This is a genomic window from Pantoea sp. CFCC18179, from assembly GCF_059412405.1.
This window is the reverse complement of record NZ_JBNBPM010000022.1, coordinates 20,527-35,414: the sequence shown is the minus strand read 5'-3', so window position 1 is coordinate 35,414 and position 14,888 is coordinate 20,527. Positions and strand designations below refer to the sequence as shown.

Annotated in this window: 12 protein-coding genes and 3 pseudogenes; 6 read left to right on the top strand and 9 right to left on the bottom strand. The window is 47.2% G+C overall.

Translation table 11 applies throughout. The features are described 5' to 3' along the window. Positions 1-129, bottom strand: a pseudogene (locus ACPUC7_RS23385) (transposase); the annotation flags it as partial. Between ACPUC7_RS23385 and ACPUC7_RS23380 the strand changes: the two are divergent. Together ACPUC7_RS23380 and ACPUC7_RS23375 are read left to right on the top strand one after the other, a co-directional pair. Continuing rightward, positions 122-1,390, top strand: a pseudogene (locus ACPUC7_RS23380) (ISNCY family transposase); the annotation flags it as partial. The pseudogenes ACPUC7_RS23385 and ACPUC7_RS23380 overlap by 8 nt on opposite strands. 160 nt (positions 1,391-1,550) lie before the next feature. Beyond that, positions 1,551-1,849, top strand: a pseudogene (locus tag ACPUC7_RS23375) (ISNCY family transposase); the annotation flags it as partial. Between the two features lie 75 nt (positions 1,850-1,924). Here ACPUC7_RS23375 and ACPUC7_RS23370 read toward each other — a convergent pair. The 5 genes from ACPUC7_RS23370 to ACPUC7_RS23350 all read right to left on the bottom strand — a co-directional run bounded on the left by ACPUC7_RS23370 (position 1,925) and on the right by ACPUC7_RS23350 (position 8,281). Continuing rightward, positions 1,925-3,181, bottom strand: a complete 1,257-nt coding sequence (locus ACPUC7_RS23370) for an aromatic amino acid transporter (protein ID WP_494924743.1) — start codon at positions 3,179-3,181, stop codon at positions 1,925-1,927. Between the two features lie 20 nt (positions 3,182-3,201). Continuing rightward, a complete protein-coding gene (locus ACPUC7_RS23365) occupies positions 3,202-4,539 on the bottom strand; it encodes an amidase family protein (RefSeq protein WP_494924742.1) in 1,338 nt (445 codons plus the stop codon). Positions 4,540-4,551: 12 nt separating this feature from the next. Beyond that, on the bottom strand, positions 4,552-6,246 hold the full coding sequence (locus tag ACPUC7_RS23360; RefSeq protein WP_494924741.1) for an NAD(P)/FAD-dependent oxidoreductase: 1,695 nt from the start codon (positions 6,244-6,246) through the stop codon (positions 4,552-4,554). A gap of 263 nt (positions 6,247-6,509) precedes the next feature. After that, entirely contained in the window at positions 6,510-6,905 is a 396-nt protein-coding gene (locus tag ACPUC7_RS23355) for a DUF4440 domain-containing protein (RefSeq protein ID WP_494924740.1), read from the bottom strand. After that, on the bottom strand, positions 6,902-8,281 hold the full coding sequence (locus tag ACPUC7_RS23350) for an MFS transporter (RefSeq protein WP_494924739.1): 1,380 nt from the start codon (positions 8,279-8,281) through the stop codon (positions 6,902-6,904). Before ACPUC7_RS23350 ends, ACPUC7_RS23355 begins: the two co-directional genes overlap by 4 nt. A gap of 125 nt (positions 8,282-8,406) precedes the next feature. Here ACPUC7_RS23350 and ACPUC7_RS23345 point away from each other — a divergent pair, with 125 nt between their 5' ends. The 3 genes from ACPUC7_RS23345 to ACPUC7_RS23335 all read left to right on the top strand — a co-directional run bounded on the left by ACPUC7_RS23345 (position 8,407) and on the right by ACPUC7_RS23335 (position 11,640). After that, positions 8,407-9,315, top strand: a complete 909-nt coding sequence (locus ACPUC7_RS23345; protein ID WP_494924738.1) for a LysR family transcriptional regulator — start codon at positions 8,407-8,409, stop codon at positions 9,313-9,315. Positions 9,316-9,848: 533 nt separating this feature from the next. Then, entirely contained in the window at positions 9,849-11,027 is a 1,179-nt protein-coding gene (locus ACPUC7_RS23340) for an acyl-CoA dehydrogenase family protein (RefSeq protein WP_494924737.1), read from the top strand. A 121-nt stretch (positions 11,028-11,148) separates the two neighbouring features. Beyond that, entirely contained in the window at positions 11,149-11,640 is a 492-nt protein-coding gene (locus tag ACPUC7_RS23335; RefSeq protein WP_494924736.1) for a flavin reductase, read from the top strand. 354 nt (positions 11,641-11,994) lie between these two features. Here ACPUC7_RS23335 and ACPUC7_RS23330 read toward each other — a convergent pair whose 3' ends face one another. Then, positions 11,995-12,456, bottom strand: a complete 462-nt coding sequence (locus tag ACPUC7_RS23330; RefSeq protein ID WP_494924735.1) for a nucleoside deaminase — start codon at positions 12,454-12,456, stop codon at positions 11,995-11,997. A 113-nt stretch (positions 12,457-12,569) separates the two neighbouring features. Between ACPUC7_RS23330 and cynR the strand changes: the two genes are divergently transcribed. Further along, positions 12,570-13,454 (top strand): transcriptional regulator CynR, encoded by an 885-nt coding sequence (cynR, locus tag ACPUC7_RS23325; protein ID WP_494924734.1) that lies wholly within the window; start codon positions 12,570-12,572, stop codon positions 13,452-13,454. Between the two features lie 51 nt (positions 13,455-13,505). Here the strand turns inward: cynR and ACPUC7_RS23320 are convergent, their stop codons facing one another. Continuing rightward, a complete protein-coding gene (locus ACPUC7_RS23320) occupies positions 13,506-13,715 on the bottom strand; it encodes a YMGG-like glycine zipper-containing protein (RefSeq protein ID WP_061718879.1) in 210 nt (69 codons plus the stop codon). A gap of 200 nt (positions 13,716-13,915) precedes the next feature. Continuing rightward, entirely contained in the window at positions 13,916-14,668 is a 753-nt protein-coding gene (locus tag ACPUC7_RS23315) for a YoaK family protein (protein WP_494924733.1), read from the bottom strand. Between the last annotated feature and the right edge of the window lie 220 nt (positions 14,669-14,888).

Genomic DNA, 14,888 nt, shown 5'->3' with positions numbered 1-14,888 from the left:
ATGCAGTGCATCCTGGTTTTTGTCCGGAGAACCTGATTTATGTTTACGCATGGATTGATAAGCCTCATCGTCGATTAAGTCTTTCTTCCACTTGTACAGAACCGGAACGCTGACGCCTATAGATCGCCACTGTCGGCGTCTGTTAGCACGTTATCGCGAGTCCGGGCCGCTGGCTCTGGCGAACCGCCGTCGCGGATTGCGTGGTAATCGCCAGCTTCTGCCGGGCCTTGCTGAACTTGCTCTGGGCATCATCCGCGATAACTATGCCGACTTTGGTCCCACGCTTGCCTGCGAGAAGCTGGCCGAGCTCCATGACGTTGTGCTGGCCAAAGAGACCGTGCGTCAGCTGATGGTTCGAGCGGGACTTTGGATCCCGCGGAAAATGCGTGCGCCGAGGATCCAGCAGCCACGGTATCGTCGCGCCTGCGTTGGCGAACTTATACAGATTGACGGCTGCGATCATCGCTGGTTTGAGGATCGCGGCCCCGCCTGCACGCTGCTGGTCTACGTTGACGACGCAACCAGCCGCCTGATGCAGCTCCACTTCGTAAAATCTGAGTCCACGTTCACCTATTTTGACGCCACCCGCGGCTATCTGGAGCAGCACGGTAAACCGCTGGCATTCTACAGCGACAAGGCCAGCGTGTTTCGCATTAACAACAAAAATGCGGTTGGCGGTGACGGCCAGACGCAGTTCGGGCGTGCGATGAACGAGCTCAACATCACGGGCATCTGCGCCAACACCAGTTCTGCCAAGGGTCGCGTGGAACGTGCACATCTGACGCTTCAGGATCGGTTGGTCAAGGAGCTGAGGCTGCGCAAAATCAGCACGCCGGAAGCCGCCAACGCCTTTGCCGCTGAGTTCATGGCAGACTACAACCGGCGGTTTGCGAAGGCACCAAGGCACGATTTTGACGTTCACCGGCCGCTTGATGCTGGTGATAATCTGGAACAGATATTTACGTGGCGGGAACCTCGCAGGGTCTCAAAATCACTTACAGTTCAGTATGATAAAACTCTTTATCTGCTTGAAGATAATGAAAAAAGTCGGCGCGTAATGGGGAAATACATTGAGGTGTACCACTATCCCGATGGCAGAATTAAACTCTGGGGAAACAATGCTGCACTTCCCTGCTCTGCCTATGATCGGCTGGCTGAGGTTGACCAGGGAGCAATTGTAGAAAACAAACGGCTGGGACATGCCCTGGCTGCAGCTAAGCTGATGCAGGATAAACAAGACAACACGCGATCGCTGTCAGTACCGACAACGCACAGGACACGCAAAAAGGATCCAGCCAAGAAGCCCCAACGGGCACTGAATGAAAATGACTTGCTTGAAGCGCTTGCTGACTTGCAGGTTCATAGCAAGGAGATATTTGGCAAGACCTGACGGACATTTTAATTTAGCTGGAGAGCGGACATTTAAAAACAGCCTCAACATATATTGAGAATCCAATTTGATAATGTCACTTTTTAGCTAGTTCATAATGTCATCCAGATGCGGCGCGTTTGCCACCTTTTCTGGGAGATCTCTGCTGATTCTGGTGACCATGTCGAACAAAAAACTTCACCGTCTTCCCGTCATTCAGGCTGTTATCGAAAAACGTCTGCGCCGCCGTGATGCGGCGGCTTCACAGTTGCAGCTCACTGAACGTCAGGTTCAGCGGCTCATGAACCGCTATCGCGAATCCGGTGCTGCCGCCGCGGTAAACCCGTCACTCACCGGATTAATGATGCGCTGCGATGCCAGATACTGACGCTGCTACGTGAAAATTACGTCGGTTTCGGGCCCACACTTGCCGCAGAAAAGCTCCAGGAGCGTCACGGGATCGCTGTCTCCGTTGAGACGCCAGCGATGCTGGAGTTAAATGAAAACGGAGCTAATGCCGGTTTTTATCATTAGCCCATAAGTAAAGGGCCTGCTTTAGAGTTCACCACCAAATACCGGTAGCAAATGAAATTCATTGAGAATCCATGACAGCATATTAATAACTGCGAAAGCAGTGATCATGAGTAACTGCACCCTACTCCATTTACCGCTGTTATATTCATCTGCGAGGCGAGCTCTCATTTTCTGATGAAGCATACCCGGAACGATAACGGCCCATATCGTTGCGATTAACCCAGCATAGCCAATGGCTGCAACAAACCCATTTGGGAAAAGCAAAGATAAGCCTAATGGTGGGAGGAAAGTGATGCATGTAGCTTTGAGACGGCCAGTCCTGGTCGTTGGGATACTCAAGCGATCGCTGATGTAATCCACAAGACCCGCCGTTACGCCAACAAATGAGCAGATCACTGCAAAATGTGAGAACGTGGAGAAGAGTAGAGAGAGATTATGAGTTGAACTGTGCAGGTTGAAAGCCTGCATGAGTGCAGCAATGTCTCCTCCCTTTCTTGCTATCTCCGGAAATGCAGAGCGAGGTAGATTGCCCATCGTGCAGGTTATCCAAAAAAGATAGATAACAAGTGCCATGATCGTACCAATGCATAGGCATTTTTTAACACGACGATGATCGCCTTCATAATAGCTAATCAACCCGGAAATGTTCCCATGATAGCCAAATGACGCGAGACAAAATGGTACCACACCGAGCATATAGGGCCAGTAATGGCCTACAGGGCTTTGACTGTCTAACAGATAATCAATTTTTACGGTGGTAAACAATCCGCCAAATAACGAAAGCAACAGTACAATTTTCGCGATAAGCAGAACCGACATAATTCGACCAATACTACTCGTACCCAACCAGACAATTGCAGCAACAGCAACACTCAAAAGAATTTTGGCCTCGGAGGACGAAATAGCTGTGCCTGTTAAGTCAGATAGTGAGTGTTGATAAACAGGGCCGATCGCTGAGATATAGGCATAGGTCAAAATACCTAACACGAAAATAAGGCTTACCCCGTTCAGTTCTGCCCAGCCAGTTCCTAAAACATCACGGGTAATCTTGTCATATCCTGCTTCCAGGGGATAATGCTGGCTTACGCGATGGAACATCAGGCCGCTAATCAGCATACAACCCCAACTGAAAGCCAAAATCAGTAATGACCAGCCAAACCACGCACCCGCCATTACGACGGGCAAAGTGAACATCCCTGCACCAACCACTGTTCCGCAAATGATGGTCGCGCCCCAGAATACCGAAGGAGAACGCTTCAAAATGGCCACATCTGTCATTTTGGTTTCCTGAAAAAAAATTAGCGCTGAAGGATAGCTTCGATGGCAAGGGCATGGCTAATGATTTTGCGGTCAGCGTTTGGCAACCCATCCAACGACAATCCAACAGACATCTCCCCTTTATCAGCAATTGGGATCGTCAGGCTGGGACCACCCACGCTGCTGACAATATCAGTGTTTCGAATGAGTTTATGAAACACTTCAGGATTATCGGCATCTTCAACGCGCGGCACTTCACAACTCACCGTGGGGTACATGATCGCATCCAGCGCTAAATCGTTAAATATCTGATACCAGCAAGCACGCAACCGCTCTACCGATTTTAAGCCTGTTATGTAGTCATTCCAGGTCACATGATTTTGCGTGATCTGCTTCTGGAGAATTTCAAAGACAGCTGGATCGGAAATTTGGCTCAGAATCGAATCAAAATCTGTCGCGATGCTGTGTTCCAGTAAAAACCGCGGGAAGTCGATGAAAAATTCATAAAATGGCACCGGGAACTGAATCTTTGCGTTCAATTCGCCTAACAGACTGTCATCAAACTTTATGAATTCAACGCCCGCGCGCCCAAGCCGACTTATTGTATCCATGCAGGTTGTCTGGACGCTCTTATCAAGCTCACGCCACATAAACTCGGTCGGAAGTCCTATTCTTAATGGCAGACGAGGTGTGATGGAGGCTTCATCCATCACTGCGGAGTCGAGCAAAGCCAAATCGCTCACACTCGCGGCAATAAATCCGGGCGTGTCTTTGGTTCTTGATACCGGCACAATTCCCTCGCAGGGATAACGTCCGGTGCTTGGCCGGAATCCGGCGAGTCCACACAAGGCGGCAGGTATACGAACTGAGCCGCCAGTGTCAGTTCCAAGTGAAAAAGCGCTGACACCGGCTGCCACCGCAGCGGCACTCCCCCCACTACTCCCACCAGCAATACGGCCGGGGTGCACCGGATTTTCCACGCTTCCCCATAGGCCATTGCGTGATGTCACACCAAAGGAGAGTTCATGCATATTGTTTTTACCGCATAACACAGCACCGAGTGCCTTGAGCCTTGCAATAATCGGTGCATCTTTGGACGGGTAAAAATTCATCAACCCTGGCGTTCCTGCCGTTGTGGCGAAACCTTTGGCATTGATGTTGTCTTTGCAAGAAAACGGTAAACCAAATAGAGGCAGACTAGCCTCAGACGCTGGATTTACGTCTGCAAACAGCGAAGATCCATCAAATGCAATAAATGCGTTGATGCTTTTGCTTGCGTTATATTTTTCTAATCGCAAACGGTGATTAGCCTCTAACCCATCATCAGTCATGTTTAATGGCTGCTCATCCTTTAATGAAAGTAGCGTTCTCTTTTCCATGTCGCATAGGGCTCAGTAATGATAATGACGGTGCATGTTCTGCAGAGGATTATTGTCCAGGAGCCTGCCCCCAAGACTGTAGATGACAGCGCAAGCGGCATTGATGCCAGTTTGTACCGCACCTTCTGCCCAACCACCGGTAAATGAGCAACTGCATCCGGCAAGGTAGATTCCCTTATCAAGATCAGGATTTGTCGCTGACTGAAATTGATAAAAGAGGGATTCAGAGTAACGATCATCACCCGGATAGTTGAGCTTAAAGGCGCCCATTGCGAGTGGATCCGTCAACCAGTCATACTCAAGAATATATTTCGGATCGTTGTCCATAGGATGCAGATGCTTAGCGAATTCTGGAGCTGAAATTTGCAACTCTTTGACCAGTCGTTCAAGCCTTTCACGTTTATCCTGAAACGTAACCAGCTTGTGGGAATCATCCTCCCATGTGTAACTGATCAATACGACACCGTGACCTTCCGGGTTGCCGGGCTGATAGTCCAGGCAGTAAACACCCCGGGCCAGCGTGTCTGTCAGAATGGTGTGCGGCAGCTTCTCTTTCAGCCAAAACTTCTCCCGAGTTAACAGAAAGAGCTTTGATGAACCAATGAGGTGAGTTTCATTGACTGCCCTGCAGACTTCATTAGGTAATAGCGAGTTCTGTCGGGACAAATTCAGGTTTACTTGCATTGCGCGTGTAGACGTCGTCACTATCACTCGATCAAAAGTGTAAGATTCACCGGTGGCGGTTATCACAACGTACTTGCCATGGTCTTGTTGGGTAATATCTTCAACTTTTTGATGGATAATGCGACCAGCAAGAGTGCGTCCATGTAACGCTTCACGGCCCATTCTATCCGTTAGGGTTTCAATACCTGCGGGCACCAATCGTTGATCATCTTCCAGACCGTTAACTACCAGCCGCATAATTTCAATAAATGCCGCCCGGTAAACCGGTTGAAAACCACCCGATCCGATGCCAAGCGAGCCGAATAACGCGAAGTCATCAGGCTTATGCCATACCTCACCACCCGGCGGGTTAGCACAGGTAAAGATTTTGACGAGAGCAGAGTAAAAACAATTATCGCCAAAGACGTCGAGATACTGTTGCCAGGCCTCCTTAGCGTCGGCAAGCCGCCCTTCTTTCAAGGCCTGCGTAATCGAGACCGGCGCCTGAAGTTGCTTTCCATCAACAGTGACGCCTTCCTGCAAAAAGCATCTCCACCCTCGGTCAACGCGTGAAAATAGCGCCGGAGGCGTCATTCCTGCTAACCACTCGTGCGCCTCTCCTTGAAAATGAATTTCGGTATCAACAATACCCGGATCGGGAAAGACAGAGGCTGTATCAATATTGAACTCATTTAAATAATGAAATAAGCCTACCTCGCTTGGAGGAAAACGCATTGCCCCCATCTCCGCAATGTATTCAGGCATGCTGGCATCAAAACGCAGGCTAAGCAGACGCCCGCCACTCCGGGTGGGATTTGCTTCAAAGAGCGTGACATTTTTAACGCCAGCGTTAAGAAGCTCACGTGCTGCGACCATACCGCTTAAACCTGCACCCACAATCGCAATGCGTTCATGACAAACATTCTGAAAATGCCCAATGCCGCCCTTTGCTTTCGCATTAGCAAGAAAGGTTCCATAATCAAAAAGCGTATCAATGAAGGGAAACGCATGTTCCTGGCTGACACAGCCCGCTTCAGTAGTCATTTTTAGTCCAGCATGATGCACATAATGCATTAGTAATAGGATGTTCAGGACACGTGAATAATGGAGTAATTCAAAGGATATGTTGATTGCTGTTATACGCATTCATTTTGTTTTGGTGAAAATGAATGCGGTTTACTCAACCTGAAAAGAAACAACTTTAATACCCGATAGATACCTTCAATTATTGACACGTGCCGTTTATTCATTCTTATTTGCGTGAGAGGACAACCTCTCACACATAGAGTTAACGACGACAGACGAAGTTATGGCTGAGGCAACGAAGTCTCGTGCAGATGGCGCCAAATCACCTCACCATCTTGGTTTAGTTCGAACACCACAGTTGAAAAACGCAGTGTGGGATTTTGCTCAGGAAGCAGCTGCAGCTCTTTATAAACCACCGTTGCCCCCTTTTCACTCTCAGCGATAACCTGCATATCGTTAATATCAATCTCTAAACCCGGACGTGCTCCACGCTGAGTGCGGAAAAATGAGTTTAATGTTGTGAAGTCCAGCAAAGCGCCGCTGGGTGTAACCATGGAGTATTCAGGGCTGAAGCGCGCTAAAAGATTTTCACAAATCTCAATATTTGCATCTTTATTACCCAACCAGCTTCGGATCAATACATGGGCGTCCAGGACTTCCTTAAAATAACGATTCATTTTTGCTCCTTATTAAGCGTAAAGATCACTTTCTCATTGGCAATGCGGAAACAGCACAGGACTGGAATGACAGCGCTGCATGCCGCTAACACAAAGCAAAGGTGATAAGACTGTGTTGTGGGCATGCCTGTATTAGCAATCAGGTTAAACAGGAGGCTGACCAGCGTCACACCGAGACAAAAACTCAGCTGGCGATTGATATTCCACAGCGCACTGGCATCGGCCAGTTCACGATCGGCGATTTGAATAAAAGCAGAGCTTTGAGCGGTGCTGCTGCACAAGCTGCCACCAAATCCCATGAATGCGAAAGCCAACACACAAATAATGGCATCCGCTGACTGACCAGTCAGCGCCAGCATACCAATGCCAATGGCCTGAACCAGGCCCCCGGTTAGAAAGAGCGGGCGTGGCCCCCAGAGATTGAATTTCTTGCCCGTCAAACTTATGGCGGCAAAGGAAGCCAGTGACCATGGCAGCATGAGCGCACCAACAAAGCTTGCATGCATATCCAGTTGGTTTTGCAGGTAAAGCATGGTGATCATACTGACGCCGGTGAAAACGCCCGGTATAAACTGATAAATCAGCATGGCAGTTTGTAAAAGTGGATCCTTGACCAGATGCAGATTAATCAGCGGATGGTCTTTTTTGAGCGCATTCCATATATAGCCGGCCAGAGCAACGACACCAATGAACAGCATCAACGCGCCCAGGTTAAGTCTGCCGGCCTCGCCCAGATAGGTCAGTCCCAGAAGGATCAGCGTGAGTGCTGCGCAACCGCTGATTAAACCCACGATATCCAATGGGTCCGATGACTGCGCCGGGCGGTCAGCTTTGAGCCAGCAACCCGCAAGTACAAATGCGACTATCGCCAGTGGCAGGCTGACAATAAATACCCAGCGCCAGCTGAGACTTTCTACCAACACGCCACCGATAGCTGGCGACAATGCAGGCGCAAGTAATGCAACCAACATTACGACTGACGATAACTTCGCGCGTTCATTGCTCTTATACAACGCATAGGTCATGGTCTGGCCGATGGGGATCAATAACCCACCACCGATGCCCTGCATCCAGCGCCATGCGATGAGCTGTGAAACCGATGCTGATGCACTGACACCGCAGGTGCCAACAATGAAAATAAGCAGGGATAGCATGAACAGGCGTTTAGCACCCATGCGGCGTGCCAGCCAGCTACTTAACGGTATGACCAACGTCAGGCCCAGGATGTAGCCATTACTTACCCATGCCAGCTGGCTAACCGGTGCATCAAAACGTCGGCCAATCTCCGGATAGGCAACGTTAGCGATAAACATGTTCACCAAATCGATAAAGAACCCCAGCAGATACACACTGGCAACGCGCACACGATAAGTCATTTTTTCCCCGGGAAAGACAGCATGAGGCGCGCAGTATAGGGTCATAGATAATCGGGATAAATTCACTTTCCGTTGTTACACTGTCAAAATAATTTTGACAGTAAGCATTGAGGAAGGTGTCAACGATGATCAATATGCAACGGCTGGGAATCTTCGTCGCAGTGGTGGAAGCGGGCAGTTTTACCGGTGCAGCACAGACGCTTGGATTAACCAAAGCAGTGGTGAGTTTTAATATTAAACATCTCGAAGAAGAGCTGGGGGTCTCGCTACTCATCCGCAGTACCCGACGAGTTTCAACGACGGATACTGGAGAAAGATTTTACCATCGCTGCCTCCAGCTTCTTCAGGATGCGGAAAGCGTTCTGGAAGATGTCAGAAGCGATCACTCGGGATTAAGCGGGTCTCTCAGAATCACCACAACCCCGGAATATGGTGCTCGCGTGGTCGTGCCGGCACTGACCGCCTTTGCGTCTAAACATCCCCAGTTACGAATTCAGCACGTATCATCGTCAAAAAATGACGACCTGATTGCTGGACGCTTTGATGTTGCTATCCGACTTGGGCATCTTGCCGATTCGAATCATCACGCCCGCCTCATCGATCAATTTGAAATCCTGGCAGTAGCGGCTCCCGGGTATTTAAACACTCTGGGTGAACAGCCAATCCAGGACCTTGCACAACTCGCGTCTGCAAAATGGATTGCGCATAGCCGTTTATCGACGCCATTAAGTTGGCAGGTGACAACCCCAACGGGTGAAAATGTTCTTCTCAGCGCACACCATCCTGCCATGATTATGGCTGACAGTGCGTCGTCGTTGCTGGCTTTCGCTTTAGCGGGTGCTGGTGTAGCAATTTTGCCAGCGTGGCTGGTGCAGGATGAGGTCGCTAAAGGGGGATTAACGCAATTGCTGCCAGATCATCAATTTCCTCGACAAGGGATTTACGCGCTTTATCCAAATACACGTCATGTACCAGAGAAAGTACGAACGTTCATAGACTTCCTGCATGAGCGTTTAGCGCGTATGAACAGGTAAAGCATCCGTTAATAAAATTCAACAAATATAATCATAATGACCGAGAAAATGAGATCCTTTTCGCTGTCTCATAACCTGTCATCTTGGTCAATTCTCATCATCAGAAAATGAAATTCCTTGCAGCTTTTAAAAATCCTTTTTGATCACAAGCTGATTAATTTTCATTCAAATCTATCTTTTAAATTCTAATTTAATCGCATTTCAAATAAAAATAACTAACAACACACCCACAAAAACCAAGTTAAATTCAATAAAAACATGGCTTTATTTCGATATCCTTAATGTTATTTTGGCAGCAATTTATTTAATACAATTGCATATAAAATATTCAATAATAGCCTTTTTAACCTCTTTTGGATTGAAATGTTTACAAAGATATAATCACAGTTATTCCAACTTCCTGTTGACTTAGAAACTCTTCATATTGATTCTTGTCGCCGATTTGTAAAGTAATTACCTTGTAAACATGTGAGTTAATCTTATGATTTCAATAGGTGACCACAACTTTTGGCACGCATCGGAGGGGTGTAAAAGTGAGAGATTTAACATCTTCAGTCATTGAATCTGGCATCCTTGATTTGACTGAATCTGACTTTAAGTTACTGCTAACAGATATCAAAGAACGCGCATTACTGGGTGAATTTGATGATCGTAAACATATTTCTCAGGACGTTATTGAACGCTTAAGAACCGCTGGGGTTTATCGCGCTTTGGTACCTAAGCGGTTTGGCGGGAAGGAATCAACGCCGTTTGATTTTTGCCAGCTCATTGAATGTCTGGCAGAGGCTGATGGATCTGCCGGGTGGGTAGCAAGTTTTGGTATGAGCCCATTTTATCTGTCAGCACTGCCCGTGCAGACACTTGAAACTCTGTACAGTACGGATAAAGGGGCTGATATCATTTTTGCTGGCGGGATTTTCCCTACCCAGCCAGCAACCCTGATTGATAATGGCCTAAAACTTAGTGGGCGCTGGCGATACTCAAGCGGCTGCATGGGGGCAGATGTCATTGGAGTGGGTATTCAGCCTGAAACTGCAGGCATAAAACAACTCCCAAGAGTGGCAGTTCTGCCAAGATCAGAAGTTACCATTGACCAGACCTGGAACACCGTGGGCTTGATGGGCACCGGCAGCCATGATTTGGTTGTGAATGATGTTTTCGTTCCAGATGAATGGACTTTCATCAGAGGGGGCAATCCCAACCTTGAAGAAACGCTGTTCAAATACCCTTCTCTCTCATTTGCTACTCAGGTGCTTTCTGTTGTTGCGATTGGTGTCGCGCGACGTGCAATTAATGAAGTCCGAAAAGTTTCAGACCAGACAATGTCTGTCACTGGCGCTCCTGCTACTGCTCAGAAACCTACAGCAAAAGTTGAAATTGCGAAAGCCGAGGCAAGCTTTCAGGCATTGCGTTCTTATTTTTATGAATCCTTGAGGAATGTATGGTCTTGCATTTCAAATGGCGAAGCGTTACATGATGACCAGATAAGTATGTTGCGTCTTTCCAGCACAAACGCTGCTCATGAAGCCGCTAAAATTTGCCGTAATATGCAATTACTATTAGGTATGTCCGGTGTATTAAAAAATCATCCTGTGGCCAGATGCGTTAATGACACGATGGTAATAACGCAGCACGCGTTCATGGGTGAATTGACTTATATAAATGCGGGTACTATGTTATGTGGGCAACAGCCAGCGCCAGGATATCTGTAACTACTCTATATGCACAAAAATACGCTCCTCCTTTACATCGGCATTTAGAGTAGACATGCGAGATAAACTTTACATTTAATATAATTAATATCCATCACCACATTTAAACTGGCAAGATAAAATGATCGACACAAATGATTTCCGTAATGGCATGTCAATGCTTGGCAGTGCTGTTTCTATCGTTACAACAACTCATGAAAATAATCACTATGGCATGACCGTTTCCGCAGTTTGCAGTGTAACCGACACACCACCGACGTTATTGGTCTGCATTAACCGTAATGCATGGTCGCATGACTTTTTCATTTCTAGTGGGGTGTTATGCGTAAATATACTTTCTTCTTCACATCAAGGTTTATCTGCTACATTTGCAAATAAATCATTGTCAATGGAAGACAGGTTTGGTTCTCACCGCTGGTCAACTCTTCACACCGGCTCACCTGCCCTGGATGAGGCACTTGTTAATTTCGATTGTGAAATCAGTGAGGTGAATACGAGTGGCACTCACAGTGTATTGTTCGCGAGAATTAAGAAAATGCGCATTGGTACAAGCACAGCGGGACTGATTTATTTCAATAGAAACTATCATACCATTCCTGAATTAACATTGTAAGTTACACAGGGTTTGTTAATAAAAGAGCCATAGTAGACTACATGGCTCTTTAAAAATATAAAAATCCAATTCCAAATCAGACTTAAAAATGCTAGTCAAACGATTAATAGCTTTGAAAAGGTATCCATTTGTTCATAATTTTATTGTGTGACTACTTATCTTCAAGCTACTATTTAAAAGCGGGCAATCAGGGTGACATTATCAATATGGATAGACCTAAGTTTTAATGGCTTAATTCAGATCTCTGCCTCTGGCTACATTCAAATGCCCGCGTTGCCGTCTCTTTGTCAGTAATCCTTTTCAGTACATTTAATCTAATTAAGCCGGAGTCCACTCCGGCTTTTGCGTGCAGCTTTAGTTCAATTCTTTCCAGCGTTTATAAACCTCAATCGCTGCTGGATCGGCTTGATGCTCCATCGGCAATCTTCGCTCATTGATCGGTTTAGCAAACTCAGCATAAAACGTCTCAAGTTCGAAGTATTTGCGATCATCGCGATAAAACGGCACGTACTCTTCGCGTGTAGTGATGTAAACAACCTTACGCGGACTGCAATAATAAAGTGCGCCGAGGCACATCGGGCATGGACTGGCCAGGATGTAGATATCGCAGTCGCTCAGATTCTCCGTACCCAATTTGCGGCAGGCTTCACGCACCGCGAGAATTTCTGCGTGCGCGGTTGGGTCGTTGGTCTGCGCCACTTGATTCGGACTTTCAGCGATGATCTCATTATCTCGCACAATCACCGTGGCAAACGGGCGTCCACCCTCCTCTACATTCTTCATCGCTAAGCTGATGGTACGTTTTACAAAATTCATTGTTGCTCCTTTTCCATCACGTTAAGTCGATGTCTAAAGCCTACAATTCAGCCTTGATAAGGTAAAAGTCTCAATTATTATCGATCCTATAATTTCAGCTTATAGGTCATGTAATGATACTGCGCTATATCCACTATTTTCTCGCCGTTGCCGAACACGGCAGTTTCACACGCGCAGCCGAAGCGTTGTATGTGTCGCAACCGGCGCTTTCGCAGCAGATAAAATTATTGGAACAATATTTGGATGTGCAGTTGTTTGATCGCAGCGGTCGTACTATTCGGCTTACCGAAGCTGGCCGCATTTATCAACAGCACGCCAGCCTGGCATTGCAACAGTTGGATGCTGGTAAACGCGCATTACATAATGTGGCGGATTTATCACGGGGAAATCTGCGCTTAGGCGTAACGCCAACGTATACGCCATGGTTAATTGGCCCTTTATTGGCGGCCTTTTGGCAGCACTATCCCGGTATCAAATTAACCATTAATGAAGCGACGCAGGAACAAATCGCGCATCAGCTATTGGCCGATGAACTGGATGCCGGGCTGGGTTATGCGTGCGAATATGCCGACGAAATCAGCGCTACGCCATTAATCCAGGAATCGTTGTCGTTGATGGTTAATAAAACTCATGCATTGTCGCACCGCAAGGAAATAAGCCTGGATGAACTTGGCGACCAGCCACTGATTTTACTGGATAATGGTTTTTCCACGCGCACGCAAATTGATGCGCAATTGCGTAAATTGGCTATTTCAGCGAACATTGTGGCTGAAACCAATACCATCGGCGTTATTCTACAGTTTATTCAACACGCGTCGGTGGCGGCATTGATGCCAGATAGTTTAATTCGGCCTGATAGCCATCTTGTCGCATTGAAAATAACGCCAGCATTTGCTGAGCGTACTGGCGTGTTATTGATGCGAAGAAATTCAGAACATGCAGCAACGCTGGCATTAAAGAAATTGCTTGAGGCGTTATTATTAAATTGGCAGAAATAAAGCGGGATGATTCGCTGCTAATAATCCCAGCAGCGAATCATAATATAGTGATCAGCGGCTGACTTCGTGTCCAATCAAACCACCAATGGCCGCGCCACCCAAGGTGCCAAAGGTGCTACCGCCGGTTAACACTGCGCCGCCAACGGCACCGACACCGGCACCAATCGCAGTATTTCTGCCACGATGCGACATGCCACAAGCGGTGACAGAAAACATAACCAACACGACAATGGCGATATTACAGCTGCGTTTTAAAAGCATACAAAACCTCACTGCCATGAATTAATGGCATGCAAAACGTTAATTTTTGATTGTTGTTAAAATACCCAATCTGTTGTGACTGGCACTGCTCGTCGGCGTGAATTTAAGGTGTTTTCCTACATCGCGGAAGGTAAAAATTCCTATTTGCTGCTGGTAGCAATAAAGCGGCTAAAAAGCCGCCGCTATCGCGTGTTTAATTACTAGCGATCCCCCACAACCGCACTTCCGGCCACACGTTTAACCCGCATTACGGTTCTAAACATCGCCAGCATCGACACAATCACCAGAATTGCCCCCACCAACGCCATCGCTTTAAAACCCAGATGTTTGAACATCATCAACCCGACAATCCCGCCAATAAGGAAAGAAGCAATCGTCGTCAGATGCGTCCACAATTGGTGACGCTGCCCCGCGACATTCTTTGACGGATCGCGACGGAAGATGGCGGCTAACACCGACGCCAGCGAAATACCGGCGTCAGTTAACGTACCAGTGATATGCGTGGAACGTACCCGACCGTTGGATAATTGCGTTGAGGTGGAATTATGCACGCCCATCAGGAAACCCAGAATCACGATCACTTCGCGATTATTGTTGGGTGAATAAAAGAAAATTTCGAACAGCGCTAAAGCAATTAACGCTAATCCTTCAACCCATAATATCTGACAGAAAATAATGCGATTACCATTGGCTAATCCGCTGATCACCACCATTCTTGCCGTCACCGCACCACAAACAAAGGCAAAAAGAATCGTCGCCAGAAAGGTAATGTCGCGGAAATTAACATTGGAAACTTCACTGGATAATTGCGAGGTGTTGCCGGACATATGCGAGGGGAAAAAGCCAAAAGCACCCAACGCGATAGCATTGAGCACGCCAGCGGCCGTCGCCAACCACATTGCCAGATTTCGGTCCTCATCGTGCGTACGCGTACGTTTTAGTTTAATCAGCATCAGATACCTCATTATTCTGAACCAGGGCCGAATAATAAACGTAGAGCACTGAGAGAATTTCATAAGCAGAAAATTCCCGAATAACGCGATGAAAGTGTTAAAGAAACTAAAAAAATCAAAGAGGCGGGAATATAATTAAATTAATGTAAAGATTGGTCGTACAAATCCTGTAAGGTCGCCATTTATGGTGACTGGAGTTCTTGTTTAGTCATACATATCA

Bases quoted from the DNA above. Each gene is read 5' to 3' on its own strand.
- ACPUC7_RS23370 (WP_494924743.1), bottom strand. From the start codon at position 3,181: ATGACAGATGTGGCCATTTTGAAGCGTTCTCCTTCGGTATTCTGGGGC.
- ACPUC7_RS23365 (WP_494924742.1), bottom strand. From the start codon at position 4,539: ATGGAAAAGAGAACGCTACTTTCATTAAAGGATGAGCAGCCATTAAAC.
- ACPUC7_RS23360 (WP_494924741.1), bottom strand. From the start codon at position 6,246: ATGACTACTGAAGCGGGCTGTGTCAGCCAGGAACATGCGTTTCCCTTC.
- ACPUC7_RS23355 (WP_494924740.1), bottom strand. From the start codon at position 6,905: ATGAATCGTTATTTTAAGGAAGTCCTGGACGCCCATGTATTGATCCGA.
- ACPUC7_RS23350 (WP_494924739.1), bottom strand. From the start codon at position 8,281: ATGACTTATCGTGTGCGCGTTGCCAGTGTGTATCTGCTGGGGTTCTTT.
- ACPUC7_RS23345 (WP_494924738.1), top strand. From the start codon at position 8,407: ATGATCAATATGCAACGGCTGGGAATCTTCGTCGCAGTGGTGGAAGCG.
- ACPUC7_RS23335 (WP_494924736.1), top strand. From the start codon at position 11,149: ATGATCGACACAAATGATTTCCGTAATGGCATGTCAATGCTTGGCAGT.
- ACPUC7_RS23330 (WP_494924735.1), bottom strand. From the start codon at position 12,456: ATGAATTTTGTAAAACGTACCATCAGCTTAGCGATGAAGAATGTAGAG.
- cynR (WP_494924734.1), top strand. From the start codon at position 12,570: ATGATACTGCGCTATATCCACTATTTTCTCGCCGTTGCCGAACACGGC.
- ACPUC7_RS23320 (WP_061718879.1), bottom strand. From the start codon at position 13,715: ATGCTTTTAAAACGCAGCTGTAATATCGCCATTGTCGTGTTGGTTATG.
- ACPUC7_RS23315 (WP_494924733.1), bottom strand. From the start codon at position 14,668: ATGCTGATTAAACTAAAACGTACGCGTACGCACGATGAGGACCGAAAT.